This is a genomic window from Rhodococcus sp. P3_B8 (assembly GCF_056402775.1).
Genome location: NZ_JBFUGT010000054.1, coordinates 17137 through 38041, shown reverse-complemented (window position 1 = coordinate 38041; position 20905 = coordinate 17137). Strand labels below are relative to the sequence as shown.

20 protein-coding genes and 1 pseudogene are annotated in these 20905 nt (G+C 61.5%); 13 read left to right on the top strand and 8 right to left on the bottom strand.

Annotated elements, in window-relative coordinates; genetic code table 11:
• Positions 1-112 (top strand): annotated as a pseudogene (locus AC1D1G_RS19130) (short-chain dehydrogenase); the annotation flags it as partial.
• 94 nt (positions 113-206) lie between these two features.
• Here the strand turns inward: AC1D1G_RS19130 and AC1D1G_RS19125 are convergent.
• A complete protein-coding gene (locus AC1D1G_RS19125; protein WP_477953239.1) occupies positions 207-1436 on the bottom strand; it encodes a cytochrome P450 in 1230 nt (409 codons plus the stop codon).
• A 31-nt stretch (positions 1437-1467) separates the two neighbouring features.
• Positions 1468-2475 carry a glucose-6-phosphate dehydrogenase (coenzyme-F420) gene (gene fgd / locus AC1D1G_RS19120; RefSeq protein ID WP_105422252.1) on the bottom strand — a complete coding sequence of 336 codons (1008 nt, stop codon included), beginning with the start codon at positions 2473-2475 and terminating at the stop codon, positions 1468-1470.
• Between the two features lie 938 nt (positions 2476-3413).
• Between fgd and AC1D1G_RS19115 the strand changes: the two genes are divergently transcribed.
• The 9 genes from AC1D1G_RS19115 to AC1D1G_RS19075 all read left to right on the top strand — a co-directional run bounded on the left by AC1D1G_RS19115 (position 3414) and on the right by AC1D1G_RS19075 (position 12233).
• Entirely contained in the window at positions 3414-4247 is an 834-nt protein-coding gene (locus AC1D1G_RS19115) for a mycofactocin-coupled SDR family oxidoreductase (protein WP_283334376.1), read from the top strand.
• 97 nt (positions 4248-4344) lie between these two features.
• Positions 4345-4512 carry a hypothetical protein gene (locus AC1D1G_RS19110; RefSeq protein ID WP_477953241.1) on the top strand — a complete coding sequence of 56 codons (168 nt, stop codon included), beginning with the start codon at positions 4345-4347 and terminating at the stop codon, positions 4510-4512.
• A 146-nt stretch (positions 4513-4658) separates the two neighbouring features.
• Entirely contained in the window at positions 4659-6248 is a 1590-nt protein-coding gene (locus AC1D1G_RS19105) for an ABC transporter substrate-binding protein (RefSeq protein ID WP_477953236.1), read from the top strand.
• A gap of 27 nt (positions 6249-6275) precedes the next feature.
• The gene (locus AC1D1G_RS19100) at positions 6276-7400 is read left to right on the top strand and encodes an ABC transporter permease (protein ID WP_283334374.1); all 1125 of its coding nucleotides are present in this window, start codon (positions 6276-6278) and stop codon (positions 7398-7400) included.
• A gap of 142 nt (positions 7401-7542) precedes the next feature.
• Positions 7543-8325 (top strand): ABC transporter permease, encoded by a 783-nt coding sequence (locus AC1D1G_RS19095; RefSeq protein WP_477953234.1) that lies wholly within the window; start codon positions 7543-7545, stop codon positions 8323-8325.
• A 29-nt stretch (positions 8326-8354) separates the two neighbouring features.
• Positions 8355-9362: an ABC transporter ATP-binding protein gene (locus tag AC1D1G_RS19090; RefSeq protein WP_283334372.1), complete on the top strand. Its 1008-nt coding sequence runs from the start codon at positions 8355-8357 to the stop codon at positions 9360-9362.
• Entirely contained in the window at positions 9359-10336 is a 978-nt protein-coding gene (locus AC1D1G_RS19085) for an ABC transporter ATP-binding protein (RefSeq protein ID WP_283334371.1), read from the top strand. Before AC1D1G_RS19090 ends, AC1D1G_RS19085 begins: the two co-directional genes overlap by 4 nt.
• 122 nt (positions 10337-10458) lie before the next feature.
• The gene (locus tag AC1D1G_RS19080; protein ID WP_283334370.1) at positions 10459-11259 is read left to right on the top strand and encodes a phytanoyl-CoA dioxygenase family protein; all 801 of its coding nucleotides are present in this window, start codon (positions 10459-10461) and stop codon (positions 11257-11259) included.
• Positions 11256-12233: a phosphotriesterase family protein gene (locus AC1D1G_RS19075; RefSeq protein ID WP_477953231.1), complete on the top strand. Its 978-nt coding sequence runs from the start codon at positions 11256-11258 to the stop codon at positions 12231-12233. Before AC1D1G_RS19080 ends, AC1D1G_RS19075 begins: the two co-directional genes overlap by 4 nt.
• A gap of 17 nt (positions 12234-12250) precedes the next feature.
• Here the strand turns inward: AC1D1G_RS19075 and AC1D1G_RS19070 are convergent, their stop codons facing one another.
• The 6 genes from AC1D1G_RS19070 to AC1D1G_RS19045 form a co-directional block, all read right to left on the bottom strand.
• Positions 12251-13108 (bottom strand): LLM class F420-dependent oxidoreductase, encoded by an 858-nt coding sequence (locus tag AC1D1G_RS19070; RefSeq protein WP_477953230.1) that lies wholly within the window; start codon positions 13106-13108, stop codon positions 12251-12253.
• A gap of 17 nt (positions 13109-13125) precedes the next feature.
• Positions 13126-13608, bottom strand: a complete 483-nt coding sequence (locus AC1D1G_RS19065; RefSeq protein ID WP_283334368.1) for a nuclear transport factor 2 family protein — start codon at positions 13606-13608, stop codon at positions 13126-13128.
• Between the two features lie 50 nt (positions 13609-13658).
• Entirely contained in the window at positions 13659-15281 is a 1623-nt protein-coding gene (locus tag AC1D1G_RS19060) for an AMP-binding protein (RefSeq protein ID WP_283334367.1), read from the bottom strand.
• 185 nt (positions 15282-15466) lie between these two features.
• Positions 15467-16060: a TetR/AcrR family transcriptional regulator gene (locus AC1D1G_RS19055; protein WP_105422270.1), complete on the bottom strand. Its 594-nt coding sequence runs from the start codon at positions 16058-16060 to the stop codon at positions 15467-15469.
• 139 nt (positions 16061-16199) lie between these two features.
• Positions 16200-16616 (bottom strand): Zn-ribbon domain-containing OB-fold protein, encoded by a 417-nt coding sequence (locus AC1D1G_RS19050; RefSeq protein ID WP_283334366.1) that lies wholly within the window; start codon positions 16614-16616, stop codon positions 16200-16202.
• Entirely contained in the window at positions 16613-17764 is a 1152-nt protein-coding gene (locus tag AC1D1G_RS19045; protein WP_283334365.1) for a thiolase C-terminal domain-containing protein, read from the bottom strand. Before AC1D1G_RS19045 ends, AC1D1G_RS19050 begins: the two co-directional genes overlap by 4 nt.
• A gap of 210 nt (positions 17765-17974) precedes the next feature.
• On the opposite strand from AC1D1G_RS19045, the gene AC1D1G_RS19040 reads away from it, so the two are divergent.
• The 3 genes from AC1D1G_RS19040 to AC1D1G_RS19030 all read left to right on the top strand — a co-directional run bounded on the left by AC1D1G_RS19040 (position 17975) and on the right by AC1D1G_RS19030 (position 20868).
• Positions 17975-18739 (top strand): hypothetical protein, encoded by a 765-nt coding sequence (locus tag AC1D1G_RS19040; protein ID WP_477953228.1) that lies wholly within the window; start codon positions 17975-17977, stop codon positions 18737-18739.
• A 41-nt stretch (positions 18740-18780) separates the two neighbouring features.
• Positions 18781-19695, top strand: coding sequence for an LLM class F420-dependent oxidoreductase (locus AC1D1G_RS19035; protein WP_477953226.1), 915 nt, complete (start codon positions 18781-18783; stop codon positions 19693-19695).
• Between the two features lie 114 nt (positions 19696-19809).
• A complete protein-coding gene (locus AC1D1G_RS19030; protein WP_477953225.1) occupies positions 19810-20868 on the top strand; it encodes an LLM class flavin-dependent oxidoreductase in 1059 nt (352 codons plus the stop codon).
• Positions 20869-20905: the final 37 nt, after the last annotated feature.

Here is a 20905-nt window from a genome sequence, read left to right as displayed (position 1 = left end):
GCACGGCCCCACCCAGGACAAGGGTGCGCGCTGGGAACCGAAGGAGATCGGACCCGTCGTCGCCGACCTCCTCGCCAAGGCCGAAACCCCGCTCCCGGTCTACGGCGCCTGAACAGGGGGGTGCGCAGCGCATGTCGATTCCGCTGCGCACCCATGAGTCGTCGGAGCACGGCTGCCTTTGGCAATTCAGCTCGGGAGCACGTGGACTAGGTGAGCCGCACTCGCATCATTTCGAGTCCCTGAGTGGCCGCTGACGACCCGGAGAAGGCCGACGAGTCGACGAGGTGCATGTCAGGAAACCGAGTCGCCAGCACTTGCAGCGCTTCGGTCATTTCGGCTCGCGCCAGTGCGTGGCCGAGACACAATCGGTGACCGCGCCCAAAGGTGAGATGCTTTGTCGCGTTCGCCCGGGCTAGATCAAATACATCGGGGTTAGGGAACATCGCAGGATCGCGGTTTGCAGCAAAGATATTGAGCGCGATCGGAGTGCCCGGGGAGAAGTGAATGTCGTCGACAACCAGGTCCTGGGTTACCGTCCGCAAGATGGTGTGCAGGGAAGGTTGCAGGCGCATCGATTCGTCGATCGCAGCTGTTGCCAGGTCGGGGTTCTCGACGAGCGCATCCCATTGCCCCCGGTTCTGCATGAGAAGCGCCACGGCGGAACCGAACTGCAGCCTGGTGGTGTCATGTCCCGCGAAGAGAAGGTTGACTAGAGCGCCAAACATCTCTCCCTCGGAGAGACGGTCCTCGTTACCAGCGTCGGATTCCGCTTCGATAATCGCTGTCACGAAGTCGTCAGCAGGTTTCACACGGCGAAGGGTGACTAGATCACGGAAGTACTCGTACAGACCGCGCAATGCGCGATCGATTTCGCCCATGAATGGGTCGATGGGGTAATGGGAGAGTCGTGCAAGACTGACAGTCCACTCCTTGAAAAGTGGAATATCCGCAACGGGCACGCCAAGTAGTCGGCAGACGACTTCGATGGGATATACATCGTTGAAGTCAGCGACGAGGTCCAGCTCACCACTGGACGCGTGAGCGTCCAGCAGCCCCTCGGCGCAGGCACGCATGACCGAACGGAGTCGCCTCACTCGTGACGCCGAGAACGCCAGTTGTAGTACGCGCCGGATCGGATCGTGGCGAATCCACGGCATCAGCGGGAGCATGCCTTCCGACGCGTACTGGAGGATAAGGTCCGAAGCGTTCTGCTGTCTGTAGTACTCGCTGCCGGGTCCGTCGAGGTGTTCTTTGTCCAGGGTCAGTTGGGAACAGGCTTCGTACGACAGCACCTCATAGCCGCGAACGGACCTAGCCAGCCATATTCGCTCACGCGCGGCGCGCACTACCGATGCTGGATCTGCCCGATACTCATGACTTTCGTAGTCGAGATAAGGAAGCGCCAGGTCCTCCAGGGTGCGTATCTGCGTCGCCATCACGCGTTTCCTTCAGAATGGGAGATGGACTTCACGCCAGCGCCCGCAGGCGCGGCGCAAGGTCACGCTCGAAAAGCTGAAGGAAGCGCTTCTGGTCGTGCCCAGGCGCATGGAAAACGAGGTGATTGAGTCCGGCATCGACGTACTGCCGGATCTGCTCGACCGCGTGGTCGGGGTCCGATGCAACGATCCACCGCTTGGTGACCTGTTCGATGGGCAACGCATCGGCTGCCGCTTCCATCTCGATCGGATCATCGATGCTGTGTTTCTGCTCCGCAGTCAGCGATAGGGGTGCCCAGAACCGAGTATTCTCGCGTGCACTCGCCGGATCGGTGTCGTAAGAAAGCTTGATCTCGATCATCCGATCGATCGAATCGGACTCACGGTCCGCTTTCTGTGCCCCTTCCGCCACCGCCGGCAGCAGCCTCTCGGTATACAGGTCCATCCCTTTGCCTGATGTGCAGATAAACCCTTCCCCGGCTCGTCCTGCATACCGCGCTACCAAGGGTCCGCCCGCCGCGATGTACACGGGGATGCCGCCCTTGGGAACGTCGTAGATCGATGCCCCCTTCGTCCTGTAATAGACGCCGTCGAAGTCGACGCGCTCCCCGGTCCACAGGGCTCGCATCAGGTCAACCGACTCGCGGAGGCGGGCGAACCGCTCCTTGAATTCCGGCCAGTCACCTTCGAATCCGGTGGCGATCTCATTGAGCGCTTCACCTGTGCCCACGCCGAGCATGATCCGGTCGGGGTAGAGGCAGCCCATGGTCGCGAAGGCTTGCGCAATCACCGCGGGGTTGTATCGAAAAGTTGGGGTCAGAACCGAAGTGCCGAGCTGGACTCGCTTCGTACGCTCGCCAACCGCGGTCATCCAGGCGATGGAGAAGGGCGCATGTCCACCGGTGTGCCGCCACGGCTGGAAATGGTCGGAGACGGTGACACTGTCCAGGCCGTGATCTTCAGCCGCCACGCCCAACTCGACCAATTCTCTGGGCCCGAACTGTTCTGCAGATGCTTTGAGGCCAAGCTTGAGGTCCATGATTCTCCTGAGGTCAACGCTCGTCGGGACATCGCATCATCAGGTTCTCTGCACGTCGTATCGTGCTTACGGGCCGGGCACGCCGCCGCAGCGCACCCAGGATCGGCGTCACTCGACCCAGAGGCTGTGATGTGCGACATACGCTACCATGAAAACGAGCAAGCGCATGCTTGGTATTGCGCCCGGCTTTCCGTGTGCGGCGGGAGTGGCGGGTGGCGGCGGGCATGGTCGGCACCCGGCATGGTGGCGTGGGCATCCGTGTTCAGCCCCACAGTAGGAGGGTGCGTAAACAGTGCATCTCCGTGCGAACTTCGCCCACTTCGCCCAGGTGTGAGAGTGGGTCGATATCTGCGTCGTCGTGCCGGGTTTTTGAGCCGTTGGCGCGAGCAGGTTGCGGGGTGCCGCTACGCGGATGATTCGGCAATGAAACCCCCTGTTGTGTAATTGATTTCGCTTCTACTTGCAATCATGCATAAGTGCCGGTCATGGAGCGATTCGACCATGGTCCCGAGGATGGGTGAAAAAGGGGGATCGCGAGTGCGCGTCCAATCTTGAAGCCGGGAACGCTGGCTCCGGGGTGTCGAAGTCGGACACTAGCAGGCTGGAGGACGGGATGGGGCGAAAGGGAATGGCTCCGAGGTTCCGCTTGACAGTTGTGACCTGCCTCATAAAGATGTGTAGCAAGCGCATGCTTGGGTAGTCGCGCTTGCACGCGTAGTAGGAGTACTTGTTGTTGACTCATGCGTCGCCAGGATTCGGGAAGGTCCCAGCCTCCTGAGTGGTCGTCGCGTGCGAGTGGCGACCAGGATCTGCGCGAACCCGACGCGTGCTCGCAACCTGTGTTCGCATACATCCATGCGCGCACGTCGGCGAAGTAGGAATGGGCATCGACCGATCCGGTCGACACCGACATCACCACGAGAAAGGAAACACTCACAATGGGACGGGTAGCCGGCAAGGTCGCGTTCATCACCGGAGCCGCACGGGGTCAGGGCAGGTCCCACGCGTTGCGGCTGGCGGAGGAAGGCGCGGACATCATTGCACTGGACATTCTCGAAGACGTGGAGACCGTGCCCTACGAAAGTGCCTCCGCTGAAGATCTCGACGAGACAGTCGCCCTGGTGGAGAAGACCGGCCGGCGGATAGTTGCACAGAAGGTCGACGTCCGCGATCAGGCAGCCGTGTCGGAGGCTGTACGCCAAGGCGTCGCCGAACTCGGCCGTTTGGATGTGGTTGTGGCCAACGCAGGGATCTTCGGAACTCCGGCGAAGATCTGGGAAATGACCGACGAGTTGTGGCAGACCACCATCGACGTCAATCTGACGGGAGTCTTCCACACCGTGAAGGCCACGGTCCCATACCTCCTCGAGCAAGCCGAGGGCGGCTCGATCATCATCACCAGCTCCGCAGCCGGCCTCAAAGGCGTACCGAACTACGGAAGCTACTCGGCGTCCAAACACGGTGTACTCGGCCTCGCGCGTTCACTCGCCATGGAACTCGCCGAACACAACATCCGGGTCAATACCGTACATCCCGGGAATGTCGACACCAAGATGATCATCAACGACACCACCTTCAAGGTGTTTGTGCCGGACAAAGAGCATCCCACGAAGGACGATGTCCGGGAGAGCTTTATGTCGACGCTGATGATGCCGATCCCCTGGCTGGATGCGACCGACATCTCGAATGCCGTGCTATGGCTCGCGTCGGACGAGTCGCGATACGTGACCGGTGTGGCCCTGCCCGTCGACGCAGGAATGACGGCGAAGTAGCAACACCGAATTCAGGAGTCGGGATGCCGGGGCGCAGCTACATTTGCCCAGCCCCCGCGCGGGAAGCCGTGTGAAGTCGACCGCTGGTTCCGCACGAGTGAACCCGCAATCGACGCCGGGCCCGATTCGGCCCAGCGCGCGAAAATCACTATCGTTCAACAACAACTGCTCCCGGACGGTCGAAGACCTGATGAAGCAGAAGCTCGTCAGCCTCGACGCCGTCGACATCACCGTGCTCGATGGGGCCGACCACATGGCCGACTGAGTTTCACCGGCCAAATAGCACGAAAGTCCGTCGCGAATTCAGCACGTCATCCACGCAGCTTGAACCCGCTGTCGACGGCTTACATGACGCGAGCCAATCGTTTCCAACCAGTTTTGGCGCACGAGCGCACCCTGAGGAGGACCTGCATGAGACTGCGAAAACCCGTCGTCACGGCATCAGCACTTGTGATGTTGTTAAGCGCGGCAGCATGTGGTGGTTCCGGTGGTGACGAGGCCACGGCGGCAACAGGCACCTGCACCACCGAGCGAATCGGTGGATCGGTTACCCAGGGAACGCTGCTCTCGCCGCGTGGACTTGACCCGGTAGGTCAACCCGGTGCCGCCGGTAGCGGAGGCACAGAAGTCCAGGCGCTATTCGACACCCTGATCACCTACAACGCCGAGACACAAGCGTACGAACCGCAGGTTGCGCAATCCTTGGACTCCAACGCGGACCACTCCGTGTGGACGATGAAGCTCCGTGACGGAGTGACATTCGGCAACGGTGACGCTCTCACCGCCGACGATGTCAAGCGAAGTATCGAGCGCCACCAATCGCCGAGCAATACCCAAGTATCTCGTGGCGAAGCGTTGACCATCGCCTCCATGGACGTTGTCGACCCGCTGACGATTCGCTTCACACTCGACGGTCCATATCCCAGCTTCCCTCACGTTCTGGCCACTGACGTCGGCATGGTGACCAATCCACGAATCGTCGACGCGATGGGGCCTGATCAGTTCGCACTCAACCCCCGAGGTGCCGGAGTCGGTCCCTACGAGCTCGTGCGGTACACGCCAGGCGAGGAAATCGTCATGGCCGCGAAGAACGACTATTGGGGCGGTCCTGTGTGCATTGGGACGCTGAGGTTCATCAGCATCTCGGGCGCCGACGCCACCTTGGACGCGCTCCGAACGGGTGAACTTGACATTGCACTTCTCCGTGAACCCCCCGCAATCGATGAAGCACGAGCGGAGGGATTCGAAAGCTTGCCCACCCTCTACAACTATGGCGAGGGCATCGTGATGAACTCAGCCTCGAACAGGCCAACCGCCGATGTTCGGCTTCGCAAAGCGATCACTGCGGCAATAGATCCCGAGGCCATCAACAACCGCGTATTCAACGGAACGGCACTTGCGACCTCGGCGCTAATTCAGGAGGCAACTCCCGGCCTGTATTCCGGCGAGAAGGGGCCCGCGTACGACCCCGACTCCGCCAGACGCCTCGTCGACGAGGTCAAGAGTTCAGGGTGGAACGGGTCCATTCGGCTGCTGGCGGATAACAGCCCCATTCGGGTCAACGAGGCGATTGCAGTCAAGGCGCTCCTCGAGAACGTGGGCATTACGGTCGAATTGACCAACGACATGTCCTTGGCGGAGGTTCTGGGAAGGGTTGCCTCCGACCGTGACTACGACCTTGTCATTTGGGGACCCAACTACACCAATGAAGGCCTGTGGGCTCTGATGAATCGACAGCTGAACAGTCAGAGCAAATCCAACTACTACGGATACGCCGACAACCGGATGGATGCAGCGTTGGCAGACCTGCGGGCCGCGGACACGGTCGACAAGCAACAGAAGATCGTCGGCCGCATGCAGGCAATCCTCAACGACTCTCCGGTAATTGCCAATTTCGCCGCCTACGAGGAAGACAACATTCATTCCAACCGCGTCGGTGGCTTGCTCCTCACACGGGGGAGCGTGCTCCGTTACGACAAGGCATTCGTCACAGGTTCATAGGAGTCACGCGACTGGAGGAGGTCTGTCATGTTCCACAGAGTTGCCACTGTGCTCCTGAGAATCATTCCCGTCCTGATCGTTGTGAGCGTGAGCACGGCGGTTCTGATTGAACTTGTTCCCGGAGACCCGGCAGTTGCCGTCGTCGGCGCCGAAGGGACCCCCGAACAGTACGCCGCAGTTCGTGAGAATCTCGGTCTCGATCGCCCGTGGTTCGCGCGCTACCTGGACTGGCTCAATGGACTTCTACACGGAGACCTGGGTAAGACACTGGTGCCACCCATCCAGGATGTCTCAACCCTGATCGCTACGCGTCTTCCCGTGACGTTGGAGATTGCCGTGCTGTCGGTTCTTCTTGCGCTGGCGATTTCGATACCGGTAGGAACATGGTCGGCCTACCGGTACGGCCGTGCATTCGATCGTGTTGCGTCGGGCTTGTCCTTTGCGTTGATCTCGGTACCGAGCTTCCTGCTGGCGCTGATCCTGATCTACTTCGCGGTCTTTCGCCCCGAGGCGGTGAAAGGGCTCATACTTGCGGCCTGTGTGATCGCTACCGTCGTTCTGGCGGCGGCGACGGTCGGCAGGCGGGGTGCACAATTGACCGCACAGGGACGCCGCGGCGTCCGGTTGTTCGCACTGGGCGTGTTCGCGGTCGGTTTCGTCCTCGCCGCCTTCCTGCCGGACTTTCCACGACAAGGGTTCGCTCGGATCGGTGAAGATGGTCTGGCCGAGAATCTGCGCACGATTTTCCTCCCGGTTCTCGTTCTGGGGCTCGCCGAAAGCGCTCAGCTCACGCGCCTGCTCCGCAGCGATATGGCGACCACTCTCAATGACGACTTCGTACTGGCGTCGCGCGCGCAAGGGATGCCAGTACGGCACATTCTGGTCAAGGAGGCGCTCCGACCGTCGACCTTCTCGTTGGTCACTGTCGCGGGCATCAGTTTCGGCAGGTTGCTCGGCGGCACAGTCATCGTCGAGACGATCTTCCGCCTCCCGGGCATGGGCACATTGATCGTCGAAAGCGTGGCGAAAAAGGAGTTCATGGTGTTGCAGGCCGCAGTGCTCGTCGTTGCCGCCCTCTACGTGCTTGTGAATGCCCTGGTCGATATTTCGTACCTGTACCTGGATCCGAGGACCCGCCATGTCCGTGTCTGAACGCATAGAAGAGCCGACCCGAGACGACGAACGATCCTCGGCCGTAGGGACACATCCTCCGGTGCATCCGGAACGCCGCAGTCCACCTATCAAAGTCTGGTTTCGACATCTTGGACTGTGGCTGAGCGTCGGATGGCTCGCCGTGGAAATCATCGCCGCTATCTTCGCTGACTTCCTCCCACTCGCCGAGGGCCGAAACCCTTCGTTGACCTTGGATGCTCCGATCCTTCAACCCCCTCAGATCCTCTCCGGGCATCCGCTCGGCACCGACCGTCAAGGACTGGACATCTTGAGTGGGGTGATCTATGGAGCGCGCACCTCCCTGGTCGTTGGCTTCGGGGCTGTCTTCCTGGGAGTAGTGGTCGGCGGCGTCCTCGGTCTGACGGCGGGGTACTACCGGGGCAAGGTGGACGCTGGGCTCAATTTCCTCAACGATGCGCTGCTCGCCTTTCCACCGTTGATTTTCCTTCTCGCGCTCTCGTCGGTTGTTCGACCGAACCTCGAGAACGTCACACTAGTCCTCGGAGTGCTCGCTATCCCGGCGTTCTTCCGCCTGACGCGTGCCAACACGATGGCCTACTCCCAGAGGAATTTCGTACTTGCGGCGCGGGCGCTCGGTGCGCGGAGTTCGCGGATTCTTGCACGCGAATTGACCCCGAACGTCTTGGCTTCGACCCTTGCGTACGCGTTCGTCGTCGTTGCCGTTCTCATTGTTGCCGAGTCCTCTTTGAGCTTCCTCGGGTTGAGTATCCAGCGGCCCGAACCGACGTGGGGCAACATGATCGCCTCCGGCCAGAACGACCTCGAGAAACACCCTCATTTGGTGTTCGTGCCTGGCGTTGTCCTTTTCCTGACAGTGCTTTCGCTCAATCGAATCGGCGACTGGGCGCAGCGACGTTGGGACCCACGGTCACGGAAACTATAGATAACCTGCGACGAGTTCGGAGAGCGGCTATGAGTGGAAATGCGCTACTGGAAGTGCGAGATCTGACGACCCGGTTCGACACTCCGAAGGGCTCCGTGTGCGCTGTGAACGGGGTGTCGTTCGCTCTGGAGAGGGGTGCGGCTCTCGGCATCGTGGGTGAATCCGGTTCAGGAAAATCAGTGCTCGTGCGGACCATCATGAATCTGCTTCCCGAGAATGCCTCTGTGTCAACCGAGTCGCGGGTGTTCTATGACGGTTGTGATGTCGCAACCATGGCACCGGAGGAGAAGCAACACCTGTGGGGTCCACGAATCAGCATGATCTTCCAGGACCCGATGACTGCGCTCAACCCCGTTCGAAAGATCGGCGCTCAAATCGCAGACCCTCAGCGTTATCACCTACATCGAACGAAGCGGCAGGCTTGGGATAACGCGGCCGACCTACTCGCCCAGGTCGGGATTTCGGATCCGCGGCGACGACTGGATCAATATCCGCACGAGCTTTCAGGCGGCATGCGGCAACGTGTCATGATCGCAATTGCAATTGGCTGTGAGCCGGATCTGCTCATCGCAGACGAGCCGACCACGGCACTGGACGTGACCGTTCAACGGCAGATCCTGGACTTGCTGACCGAGATCCAACGTGATCGAGACATGGGATTGCTACTCATTACTCATGATCTGGGCGTGGTCGCTCAGCACACAGACCATGTCGCTGTCATGTATGCCGGCAGTTTCGTCGAATCGGCGCCAACCGGCACACTCTTCCGGAACATGGGGCATCGCTATACTTCCGCGTTGCTCCGATCCACCCCCCATGCCGGGGCAGTGCCTCACACCAGACTGCATTCGATCGCGGGACGTCCACCGGACCTGGTGAATCCACCGTCAGGTTGCCGATTCGCTCCTCGATGCGAGCACACCGTCAGGGACTGCCGAGTTCCGCCGGCCTACCTCTCGGTAGGTGACGCTCATCGTCTGGCATGCCACAACCCAAACACAACACAGGTTCCCCGCGACGAAGGAATTGTGCGATGACGACTACAGAGACGTCTGCAACGCCGACCGCGGACGTTCTACTGGAGGTCAGCGAGCTCGAAGTTGAATTCCGGTCCGGACGATCCGACGTCACGCGCGCTGTCGCAGGGATCAGCTTCGACGTCCGCCGCGGCGAAACACTCGGAATCGTCGGAGAGTCGGGGTGCGGAAAGTCGACGACAGCGCGAGCGATTCTCCAACTGCCGAGGCCGACCGGAGGGACAGTCCGCTTCGACGGCCGTGACCTTACCAAGTTGTCCGACGCGGAGATGCGTTCAGTACGACGACGGCTCCAGGTGATCCTGCAGGATCCGATCGCATCACTCAACCCGCGCCGGAAGGTACGCGACATAGTCGCCGAGGGTCTCGCCATCTGGGGCCTAGCAGACAGGGACGAGCGCGTACACCGCGCGATGGAAGCTGTCGGCCTTGATCCGGATGCGACCGGTGACCGGCTGCCGAGTGAGTTCTCAGGTGGACAGTGCCAGCGGATCAGTATCGCGCGGGCGCTCGCACTCGAACCTGAGATGATCATCTGTGATGAACCGGTATCGGCGCTCGATGTGTCGGTCCAGGCCCAGATCGTGAACCTGCTAGAGGACCTCAAGGATCAGTACGGTCTTACACTCGTTTTCGTCTCTCACGACTTGAGTGTCGTCAGGATTGTCAGCGATCGAGTCATGGTCATGTATCTCGGCAAGGTGTGCGAGATCGGTCCGGTCACCGACTTATTCGATGACCCCAAGCATCCGTACACAAAGATGTTGCTGGACGCGTTACCCGTTCCCGACCCCGACGTGAAACGGGCGTCGGTTCAGTCGCACGGTGAGATTCCGTCTGTGATATCACCGCCGACGGGCTGCCGATTTCGCACAAGGTGCGTGCGCGCCACCGCGTACTGCGCGGAAGTGGAGCCGCTACCCACCGAGCTCGGTGGAGACCGTTACGTGTCTTGTCATTTTCCGTTGAGCTGACACTTGGCCCCTAACCCGTGAGCACCGCCATCAGCGCTGCGGGCTCGGCGATCCGTCATTGCTGGCCGACCAACTACAAGCGGCTCAAACAGGCGGCTCGCGCAACCAATGAGGAGTAGCTCGTGACTTCAGCAATCCGTGCAGTGACAGCCGGTGAGATCGACTTCTTCGCGGCGCACGGGTGGGCATATCTTCCTGCCCTCGTCGATCCCGCATGGATCGACCGTCTGCGTGAGATTGCGGTGAATCGACTGCGAGACGTACGTCGCACGCCGAGCGCAGGGGTGGTGGACCGGGCCTTCGGCCAGGATCGCGACGTCGCACAATTTGAGCCAGACTTCCATCGCCTTACCCACCATCCAGCCATGGGAGCAAATGCGGTGCACCTGCTCGGTACCGCAGAACGCGTGCGAGTGCAGATCAGCAATCTTCTCGTCAAGGAACCTGCCGGGGCCGGGCGCCACAGTGAACCCACGGTGTATCACCAAGACTTCCCCTGGCTACCTATGGATCGATCCGCGATGCTCACCTTCTGGGTTGCACTCGCACCGGTCACCGCCGAAATGGGATCGCTGCGGTTCTTTGACAAGTCGAACGTCCTGGGACTCCTAGGGAGGAGCTTCGTAACCGACGGCGACGACATCCCCACCCAACACGCCTGGCTCACTGATCAACCCGTCGTGGGCGGATATGATCTCAGCCCTGGCGATGCCACCGTGCACCACGCGCTCACCGTGCACGGAGCTCCTAAAAACAGCTCCAGCACAGCGCGGCTGTCCTTCACTGCGACGTACTTCGATGCAAATGCTTTGTATACCGGAGCACCGTACTCGCAAACGGACCAGCTCAGTCAGAAGCTCGAGGTCAACAGACCTTTTGAGCATCCTGCGTACCCAATCGTTGGATCCGAGGAGACCCGGTGAGTACCAACACCATAGCGTCAGTACGCGGGCCGCTCGATCTCGCGAATGTCGGCGCAACCCTCATTCACGAGCACATCTTCGGTCTCAGCCCCGAAATCCACTGGAACTGGCCCGACCTTCCCGAGAAGTGGGACCTCGAGCGCCGCGCATTAGAAGCAGCCGAGAGACTCAACGAGATCAAGAGACTCGGCATCGACACGATCGTCGACCTCACAGTGATCGGTCTCGGACGTTGCATCCCGGCAATAGAACGGGTAGCGGCGCACACGGATATCAACATCGTTGTTTCGACCGGGATTTACACCTACGACAGATTGCCACCCTACTTCGGGAACAAGGGCCCAGGATCGATCTTCGGTGGTCCCGACAGGATGGTCGAATTCTTCGTCCGCGACATCACCGAGGGAATCGGCGAAACCGGTGTGCGGGCAGGGATGCTCAAGTGCGCCGTCGACGCTGCCGGAATCACGACAGATATCGACCGTCTGCTTACGGCAGTCTCCGAGACACAACATCGGACAGGAGTCCCGATCACAGTCCACACCGACTCTGAGGCGAGGTCAGGTACAGAGGCGTGGCGCGCACTATCTCGGCTCGGGGTAGCGCCAGACCGGGTAGTTATCGGCCATGCCGGCGACTCCACCGATCTCGATTATCTCTCACGTCTCGCTGATCGCGGACTGTGGCTAGGAATGGATCGATTTGGCATCGAAACGACGTCCTTCGAAGACCGTGTAGCGACGGTCGCAGCGCTGTGTCGGCGCGGCTACACCGAGCGGATGGTGCTGTCACACGACGCCTACAGCTTCAATGACCGAGTCGACCCAGTCGTGGTGAGCAAGGCGCATCCGAACTACCACTACGCGCACATCTCGCGTGACGTCCTACCCGAACTCCGTCGACGAGGCGTCTCAGGCTCGGAAATCGCAACGATGATGGTGGAAAACCCCCGCCGCATACTCGAAGTCCAGTGATTCCTGACTGCCTTCAGCTACCGAAGCAATGCCCTGAGTTGGTGCAAGGTCTCTAGAGTGGGGTCCGTGGCTGCAGTCGGGAGCCAGAACACGACTCGATCGACCCCCATGCTGCGGTATCTGTCGAGTGCCGCCGGGTGGGGGCAGGCGTTGAACAACGTCACCGAGGGGCGAGGCCGGCCAGCTGCGTCGGCGAGCCGCCGCAGCTCGCCGATGCGCCAACCAAGTTCAGCTTCAAACTCCTCAACCTGCCCCGAGAGGGGATCGCCCACCTGATCGGTCCCTTCCCYGAATGGCATCCAACCATCGCCGTAGGAGATGACCCGCTTCAGGACGGTCGGGCCTCCACCCCCGACCAGTACGGGCGGGCGGGGGCGCTGTACGGGCTTCGGCCACGACCACATGGGCGCGAAGTTCACATGCTCTCCCTGGTACGACGCTTCCTTCTGCTGCCAGATCGCACTCATGGCTTCTACCCGCTCACGAATGAGGCTGAACCTAGTTGACGGCTCCGTACCGTGGTTTCGCATCTCCTCGTCATTCCAGCCGGCACCCACGCCCAGGGTTACCCGACCGGCTGACAGTTGATCGATGGACGCGATCTGTTTGGCCAAGATGATCGGGTCACGCTGGGCTACCAGACACACCGCGGTGCCGATCGTGATGTTGGTTGTTGCGGTCGCGGCTGCTGTCATGGCCACGATGGGATCCATCGTTGTGCGGTAATACTCGGGGACGTCGTGGCCGGAGTAACCCGGTGAACCGTCGCCGAGCGGGACGTGAGTGTGGTCGGGGAAGAACACCGACTCGAACTCGCACCGCTCGGCACTCACCGCGAGATCGTTCGGGGTGATCGATTCTGCCGAGGGGAACATCTGGACACCTGCGTGCATCACACGTCCTCCCATCGTTGGGGCGGAATATCGTCGCGAATGTTCATCGGCTCGCGCAGATGGTGCGCCATGTCGCCGAACAGGTCGTTTCCCACTCGACGTTCACTAAAACGCCAGACGTCTCCCACCTTGACGAACCGATCCAGATAGTCGCCTGCAGTAATGGGATTGAGCGGTACACCTGGCGGATTCTGTACGACGAGCACGTAGGAGTGCGCACGGATCACATCGGGGCCGTCATCCTCGATGATCAGGTTCGTAGCGATGTGATGTGTCCTGGGGGTGCCGTTCGGGTAGATCTGGACGTAGCGTGCCCACAGGTCCGCCACAGCTCCCGCGTCGCTGCGAATGGCGAGACTTCCATCGATGTAGATGTCGGCGTGTGCGAATAGTTCTCCCATCTCAGGTAGCCGCCCGGCATCGAGCAGATAGGGGTAGCGGTAGATCAGGTTCTGAATCTGCCGGTGGTCATCGAACTTCACGTGGTCTCCTCGTCGCGGCCGTATGTCGATGCGGGGGAGTGGCCGTCAGCTCAGGCCGAGGTTCTCAGCTGATCGGCACGCTCCCGCAGTGACGCCTTGGCGATCTTGCCGTTCGCCGTGACTGGGAGTGCGTCGAGAACGAGGACGCGGCGTGGGGCCTTGTAGTTCGACATGTTCGCTCGGGCCCAGGCGACGATCTCCTCCTCAGTCGGATCCTCGCCTTCATGTGGGACTACAAACGCCCAGACAACTTCACCGAGGACATCGTCCGGTGCGCCGATCACTGCAGCTTGAGCGAGCTGTGGGTTGTGTAGGAGGAGGCTCTCGATCTCTGCCGGGTAGGCGTTGAAGCCACCGACGATCAACATTTCCTTTGTCCGCCCGACGATCCGGAGATTGCCTTCACCGTCGAGTGAACCGACATCGCCGGTGCTCAGCCACCCATCCGAGGTGAATGCGTCGGAGGTGAGTTGCGGGGCGTCCCAGTACCCTTGCATCACTCCGTAGCCGCGAATCTGGATCTCGCCCTGCTCACCGGTGCGGGCCGGTGCGCCGTCGCTGTCCACCAGGCGGAGCTCCATTCCGGGAACTACTCGACCGGCCGAGCCCGCAACCACAGCCGTCGGGTCGCCCGGCCGGGTCATCGTTACCACCGAGCCCTCGATCAGGCCGTACGCGTTGGTGATTCGCTCGAACCCGAGTCGGTCTTGCAGTGCGATCACGAGTTCGTCCGGAACGCTCGCAGCGCCGACGATTGCCCAGCGGAGCGACGAGGTATCCCGTTGATCGAGTTCGGGATCCGAGAGGATCCGGCTGAAGAGGTTCGGCGGGCCTGCAAGAGTCGTCAGGCCGAGGTCCTCGACCATATCGAGCGCGCGATCGGGATCGAAGACGGCGACAGGCACCATCGTCGCCAGGCGTTCGACGCATGCGATCATGCCGGCATTGATTCCGAAGCCATGTGCGAACGGGCTGACCACTGGGAGTCGGTCACCCTTGCCGAGCCCACAGACTTCGGCCCAATCCCAGTAGGCTCGAAGTATCTGGCCGCCGGTGAGCATGACGCCCTTCGGTTGGCCCGTCGTACCGGACGTCATGAGGATTTCGAAGATGTCGGTGGGTTCGACCGCCAGTGCACGCTTCTCCGCGGCCTCGAGCGGAACCGTGTCGTGCAGATCGAGGAATGCCTCCCACGGGAACGTGCCGGGAATGTTCCTGTCACCCTGGAGCAACACGAGCGTGTGCACGTCGGGGAGATCGGCAAAGGGGGCGTCGGAGCTAGGGCCGCCCACGGCCGTAGCGAGTTGATCGATATACGAGGTACCGAGGAAGTCGTCGATTGCGACGAGCACCCGACATCCGGTTCGACGGAGAACTTCTGCGGTCTCGATCCCTTTTCCCCGCGTGCTGAGGGGAACGACCACGGCACCGCAGTCCCAAATTCCGAAAGCGGTGACCACCCACTGCCAGCAGTTCGGCGCCCACACCGCGATCCGATCGCCCGCGACGACGCCTCGGGAGATGAGAGCTCGCGCGACCTGCGACGCCTGAGTTCGAATATCGGAGAGGCTGAGTGTGGTGTCCCCATCGATGAGGGCAACACTCCGAGGATGGGCGGTCGCGCGCTGGCGGAGCATTCGCGGGAGGGTCCCCCACTCGGGGATTTCGTTCATGAGACGGTCTTCCCTTCGACTGAAACAAGCAATCGCTTGGTTAAGGATCAACCTTCTCACACCAGCAGGCTCGAGGGAAGTTCCTGCGACGCGTTGGCGCAAATGCCGAAGGCCGCCACTCTGCAGTGACGGCCTTCGGTGCAACAGCCGGGTTGGACACGCGGCTACGTTCAGGGTGTTCGTTGTCAGCCCGAGAACAGGGGCCGATCCGGATTCGCCCAAGCGCTCGGCTTCTCGAGGCCGCTCATTACCAATTTCAGGTACTGGTCGGCCAATTCGTCCGCCGACAGGCGTCCGGAAGGTGTGAACCACCGCACCGCGACCCATAAGGAGTCGCGCAGGAATCGGTATGTGATTGCGGTATCGAGGTCCTCCCGGAAGGCCCCGGACGCCACTCCGTCGTCGAGAACCTTGGTCCAGATCCGCCTGACTTCGGCCTCGGACTCGGCGACATACTCGAAGCGCGGAAACTGATTGAGATACCCGCGTTCGTTCTGGATGACCGTGATGGCGGCGCGATGCTCGTCGAGCGAATTGAAAGCCGCCCTCACGAGGTGGCGGAGTGCGACCGCAGGTTCCGAATCCTTGTTGACGATCTCCTCGTACGTCGCCATGAGGCTGGTGAAATACGCGGACAAGATCTCGTCGACGATCGCCTCTTTCGACTCGAAGTGGTGGTAGAGGCTTCCCGAGAGAACCCCCGCTGCGTCACCGATTTGACGTACGGTAGTCGAGCGGAAACCCTGCTCGGCGAAGAGGTCGGCCGCGATGTCAAGCAAAGCCTGGCGCCGTTGGGAGCTGCCTTCTCCCTGTTCCGACCGTTGCCGAGTGCCGCGTCGCGGGCGTGTCGCGGGTGCAGACAGGGTGGTTCGGGATTTCGGTGCCATGGGTACAGTATGCATTGTTTTCACCCAAGCGCTAGTTTGCTTGGTTTCGTCGTGTCCAGCGAATCAGTGTGGACGGGTTCCCGTCCCGCAGGTCGGGCGACGTGAACTCGGCGACTACCTGCAGGCCGACTGTCAGGTCGGATCCGTGCTCGTCTCCGGTCCAGCCGCCGGGTATGAGCAGGTTCTCGCCCGCGTCGAGGCGGACGAGGACGACCACAAACGGCACGACGGTACCGGGGGTGAATGCCCGATGCGTGGCCGTCCAGGTCACCACGGTCCCTGCGCCGTCCGTCGTGAACCACTCCCAGTCGAAGGAGCCGCACTCGTTGCACAGAGCTCGGGGCGCCCACCGGAGTGCGCCGCACGTGCACTGTTGGACCTGCAGTTGCTGTCGCTCCAAGGCCTGCCACCAGCTGGCCGAGTCGCGATCGCCGTACGAACCGGTCATCGGACACCTCGCAGGATCAGGGCCGAGGTGACACCCGAGACATAGCCGGGCTGGCCGGTGCACAGGGCGGTTCGAGCGTGTTCGACCTGACGCGGTCCAGCCTCTCCGCGCAGTTGCAGTACCGCTTCGGCGACATGATTGAGACCGTGTGCGTAGCCCTCGGACAAGTGTCCTCCGTGTGTGTTGACGGGCAGGCTTCCACCGAAGGTCGTCTCGCCGGCGGCTACAAATGCTGCTGCCTCGTCGCGCGGCGCGAGTTGGTAGTCCTCGAGCTGCATCAGTACTAATGGAGTGAATGCGTCGTACAGTTCGGCGATGTCTATGTCTTCCGGGCTGATACCAGCGCGTGCGTAGAGTCGTGGCGCCATCTCGCGGGCGGCGCTGGTTGAGAAGTCGGTCCTGCTGCCGGAGTAGAGGCTGTGGCCGCCGCCAGTGGAGGCAGCGCTGATCAGTACGGGTGATCGACGCAGGTCGTGGGCCCTGGCCGCGGATGTCACGACGACGGCGACCGCGGTGTCCGTCTCGAGGCAGCAGTCGAACAAGCGCAGCGGGTCACTGACGAGGGGTGAATTGAGGTACTTGTCCATGGTCAACGGTGTCGTCATCATCGCCAGGGGATTCAGCATCGCGTGCGACCTTTGGTTGACTGCGATGCGGCCGAGGTCTTCGGAGGTAGCGCCCGACCTCGCCATGTACGAGCGTGCCACGAGCGCGAACTGTTGTGGTGGGGCGAGAAGGCCGTACGGAACCTGGTACTGAAACTCGACCAATGTCGGTGCGGAGCGGCCGGTGCCGCCCATCCGGAACTCGGAGCGGGCGTTCAATGCTCGCCAGACCACTACGACCTCGGCCTGGCCGCTGGTGACTGCCATGGCGGCGGCACCAACGGCGGCGGCCGACATGCTGCCTCCACCGACGAGATCGAGGAGGACGTGGGGGTCGTCGACTCCGAGGCTATGGGCTACCGCAGACGCTGGGACGGCGTCGCCCACACTGTGGGTAATCAAGCCGTCCACATCGCCGAGTTCGAGGCCGGCGTCGTCGAGCGCCGCTGTGATGGCCCGAAGTCCCAGTTCGAGCGTGCTCACGCCCGAGTTCTTGTAGAACGGCGTCCGGCCGACGCCGGCAATCGCACTCTGATCACGCACTGTGGTTGCCTCGGGTATTTGAGCGGCTGCTTCCCGTTTCACTCTTCGTCACGTTAGACTCCGGTTGAACTAGCGCTTGGTTTTGATGCAAGGCTAGGGTCGCAGGCGGGAGCTGTCAAAGGTTGCTCTCGGCATTGACCTCGGACTGGGCGGACTCGTAACATCAATATTTGAGCAAGCAGTTGCTTGTTTTCGATGAAGGGACGAAGAGTGGCACGCGGCATCTATCTCCTCGAAGAGGTTTACTTCCACCCGATGAACTCCACGAACCCGCGGGAGTATCTTCAGTGGCTGGTCAACTACAAGAAGGAAGACGAACAGCGGACGGACTCCGATGCGGAGCTGACGAAGGGTTTGTCGGTCCGATCACGGGCGATCGACCTGGTCGGCGCGTTCTACGCGATCGGAATCACCGGGCACGAACAGTTCAAGGCCGTCACATTGTGGGATTGCCACGGCGGGTGGGACGGTGGCTGGCGCCAGCAGCTGGAAATCTACAACGGTGTGAAGCCGGAACTGTTCCTGTCTAGTATCGACGACCTTCGCCACAAGGCTTTCTCCCGCCCCATGGGTGCGGTGCGCGGCACGCCTGATCTTCAGGAACTGCGTGCGGAGCAGTACACGGCGCCATTCTTCCTCCACGAGATCGCTCAGGTTCGCCCCGGGGCAGCGCAGGACTATCTCGCTGCCGTGCGCGAGGAGCGGGCTCCGATTCTCGCCGACCACGGCCATCGACTCGTCGGGCTGTACGAGGTCATGCTCTCCGACACGGAGGTGGTTACCTTCTGGGGCACGGACATCGATTGTCACCTCGAGACGCAGCGCGCATACGACGCCGCAGTCGGACTCGATGCCGAAGCGACCGCAGACCCCAGGCTCGTCGAGTGGCGCAAGAGCGCACGGCAGTATCTCGATGGGCCCTGGCGTGAAACCTTGCTGGCGCCGTTCCCCGGATCCGTTCTCGCCCCGAAGTAGGCACATTCCCTGTGCAAAGTGGTGAATGAAAGAAGGATTTGATGCGGTACGTACTCGGTCTCCCGACTGATCAGGTCGACCGGCCCACGGAGTTTCTCACCGCCGACGCCGTGGCCGATGTCGCTCGCGCTGCGGAGGACGCGGGGTTCGATGCGGTGTCCGTCACCGACCATCCTTTCCCGCAGGACAAGTGGCTGTCCCGGGGAGGCCACCAAGCCCTGGACCCGATGGTCGCTCTGTCCTTTGCAGCCGCAAGTACGACCCGTGTCAGACTCCTTACCAATGTGTTCGTGCTTCCCTATCACAACCCGTTCCTGACTGCGCGGGCGGTCGCGAGCCTCGATGTCCTGTCCGGCGGACGTGTCATCTTTGGAACAGCGGTGGGATACCTCCGGTCCGAGTTCGCCGCATTGGGCCTGGGCTACGAGGATCGAGGTGAACGCACCGATCAAGCGCTGCGATTGATGAAATCGGCGTGGTCGGGTGAATCCGTCACCATCGAGGATCCTCCCTACTCAGTGGTCGAGCACACGATGCGCCCGGCACCCCTGCAGTCTCCACATCCTCCGATCTGGTTCGGCGGGAACAGCAAGCGCGCGATTCGTCGAGTCGTCGAGTTCGGACAAGGGTGGATGCCCATGCCGCAACCGGCCGCAGCGGCGAAGCTTACGAGAACACCGGGACTGGAGACGATCGACGAACTGGCCGACCGCATCCAGTACCTCCGGTCCAGCGCTCTCGACGCGGGAAGGGACCGTCCGGACGTGTGCTTTGTCCCGTTCGGGATGCGTATGACCGACAGCCCGGACCTCGACACGTTCGACCAGCTGAGCCAGGACGTCGGAACATATGCCGAGGCCGGCGTCGATTGGCTTTCAGTCCCCTTCGCGGGTACGGACCGAGACTCGTTGCTGAAGTCGATCGAAGAGTTCGGTGCACGTGTGATCGATCGATAAGTCCGTCGCGTTGTTCCTGCCCACATGAATTGTTGAGCGCCATCCTGGCGGCACTACGCCACGGCAGCGCAAGAAAGGTTGTCCACCATGAATGCTCCTGTCGAGCACCGACCGATGAAGTTTTCTGCCTTCCTGCTCTTTCACCGCGCCGATCAGAGGAACAGCATCAAGGAGGTGTACGACTACAACCTCCGCGTGGCCGACCTGCTCGAAGAACTCGGGTTCGATGGAGTCTGGGTGTCCGAGCACCATTTCCGGGACTATGGAACGGTACCGAGCATCTTCACCATGCTCGGCTACCTGGCGGCTCGAACCGAGAGACTCCGTCTCGGCACCGGCGTGGTCGTGCTGCCCCTGCACAACCCAATCCATGTGGCCGAGCAGGCCGCCCAGCTGGACCTGCTGTCGAACGGACGACTCGATCTAGGCCTCGGCCGTGGATATCAGAGTATCGAATTCGACGGCTTCGGGATGAGTCTGGCGGAAGCCCGTGATCGCTTCGACGAGGGGCTCGAAGCGATCACAGGACTGTGGACGAAGGACCCGTTCAAGCACGAGGGCCAGTTCTACCGCAGTGGTGAGGTTTCCCTCACACCCAAGCCGCTTCAGAATCCGCACCCACCGATCTACGTCGCGGCGGTCAGCCCCGAAACGGTAGAGCGGTATGCCCGACGTGGGCTGCCGATCCTCGCGGATCCGGCGGCGCCGTTCAAGAAGATCCATAACGCAGCCGAAACCTGGCATCGGATCGCCGCGGAGTCCGGATTCGACACGTCGGACACCGATCTCGTCGTGTCGCGGTCGGTTTGGCTCGCGCCGACCGTCGAACAGGCGAGGAAGGATCAAGCTGCGTTCGAGGCGTCCTTCGACCGGTCGCGCATCTTCAACGAGAAGAGTGCCCCGATCGATTCGAAGACTGGTGAGGTCGCGAAGGGCTTCGAGTTCTGGGAAGGCCGCTACCTGAAGGGCGGTGAGGTCGGCAACGACTTCCGCTGGGAGCAGCTCGAAGTCATCGGGGACCCCAAGCGGGTCATCGGACAGGTCGCGATGCTGCAGGAATTTGGTTTCAACCACCTGATGTGTGATTTCGGCAGCACCCGGCACATGCCTTTTGACGAGATGGCGAAGGCGATCACGTTCTTCGCGAAGGAAGTCATTCCCGCGTTCCGCTGACACCGCCGGCACCATCCATCCCTGTGAAAGGCACGCC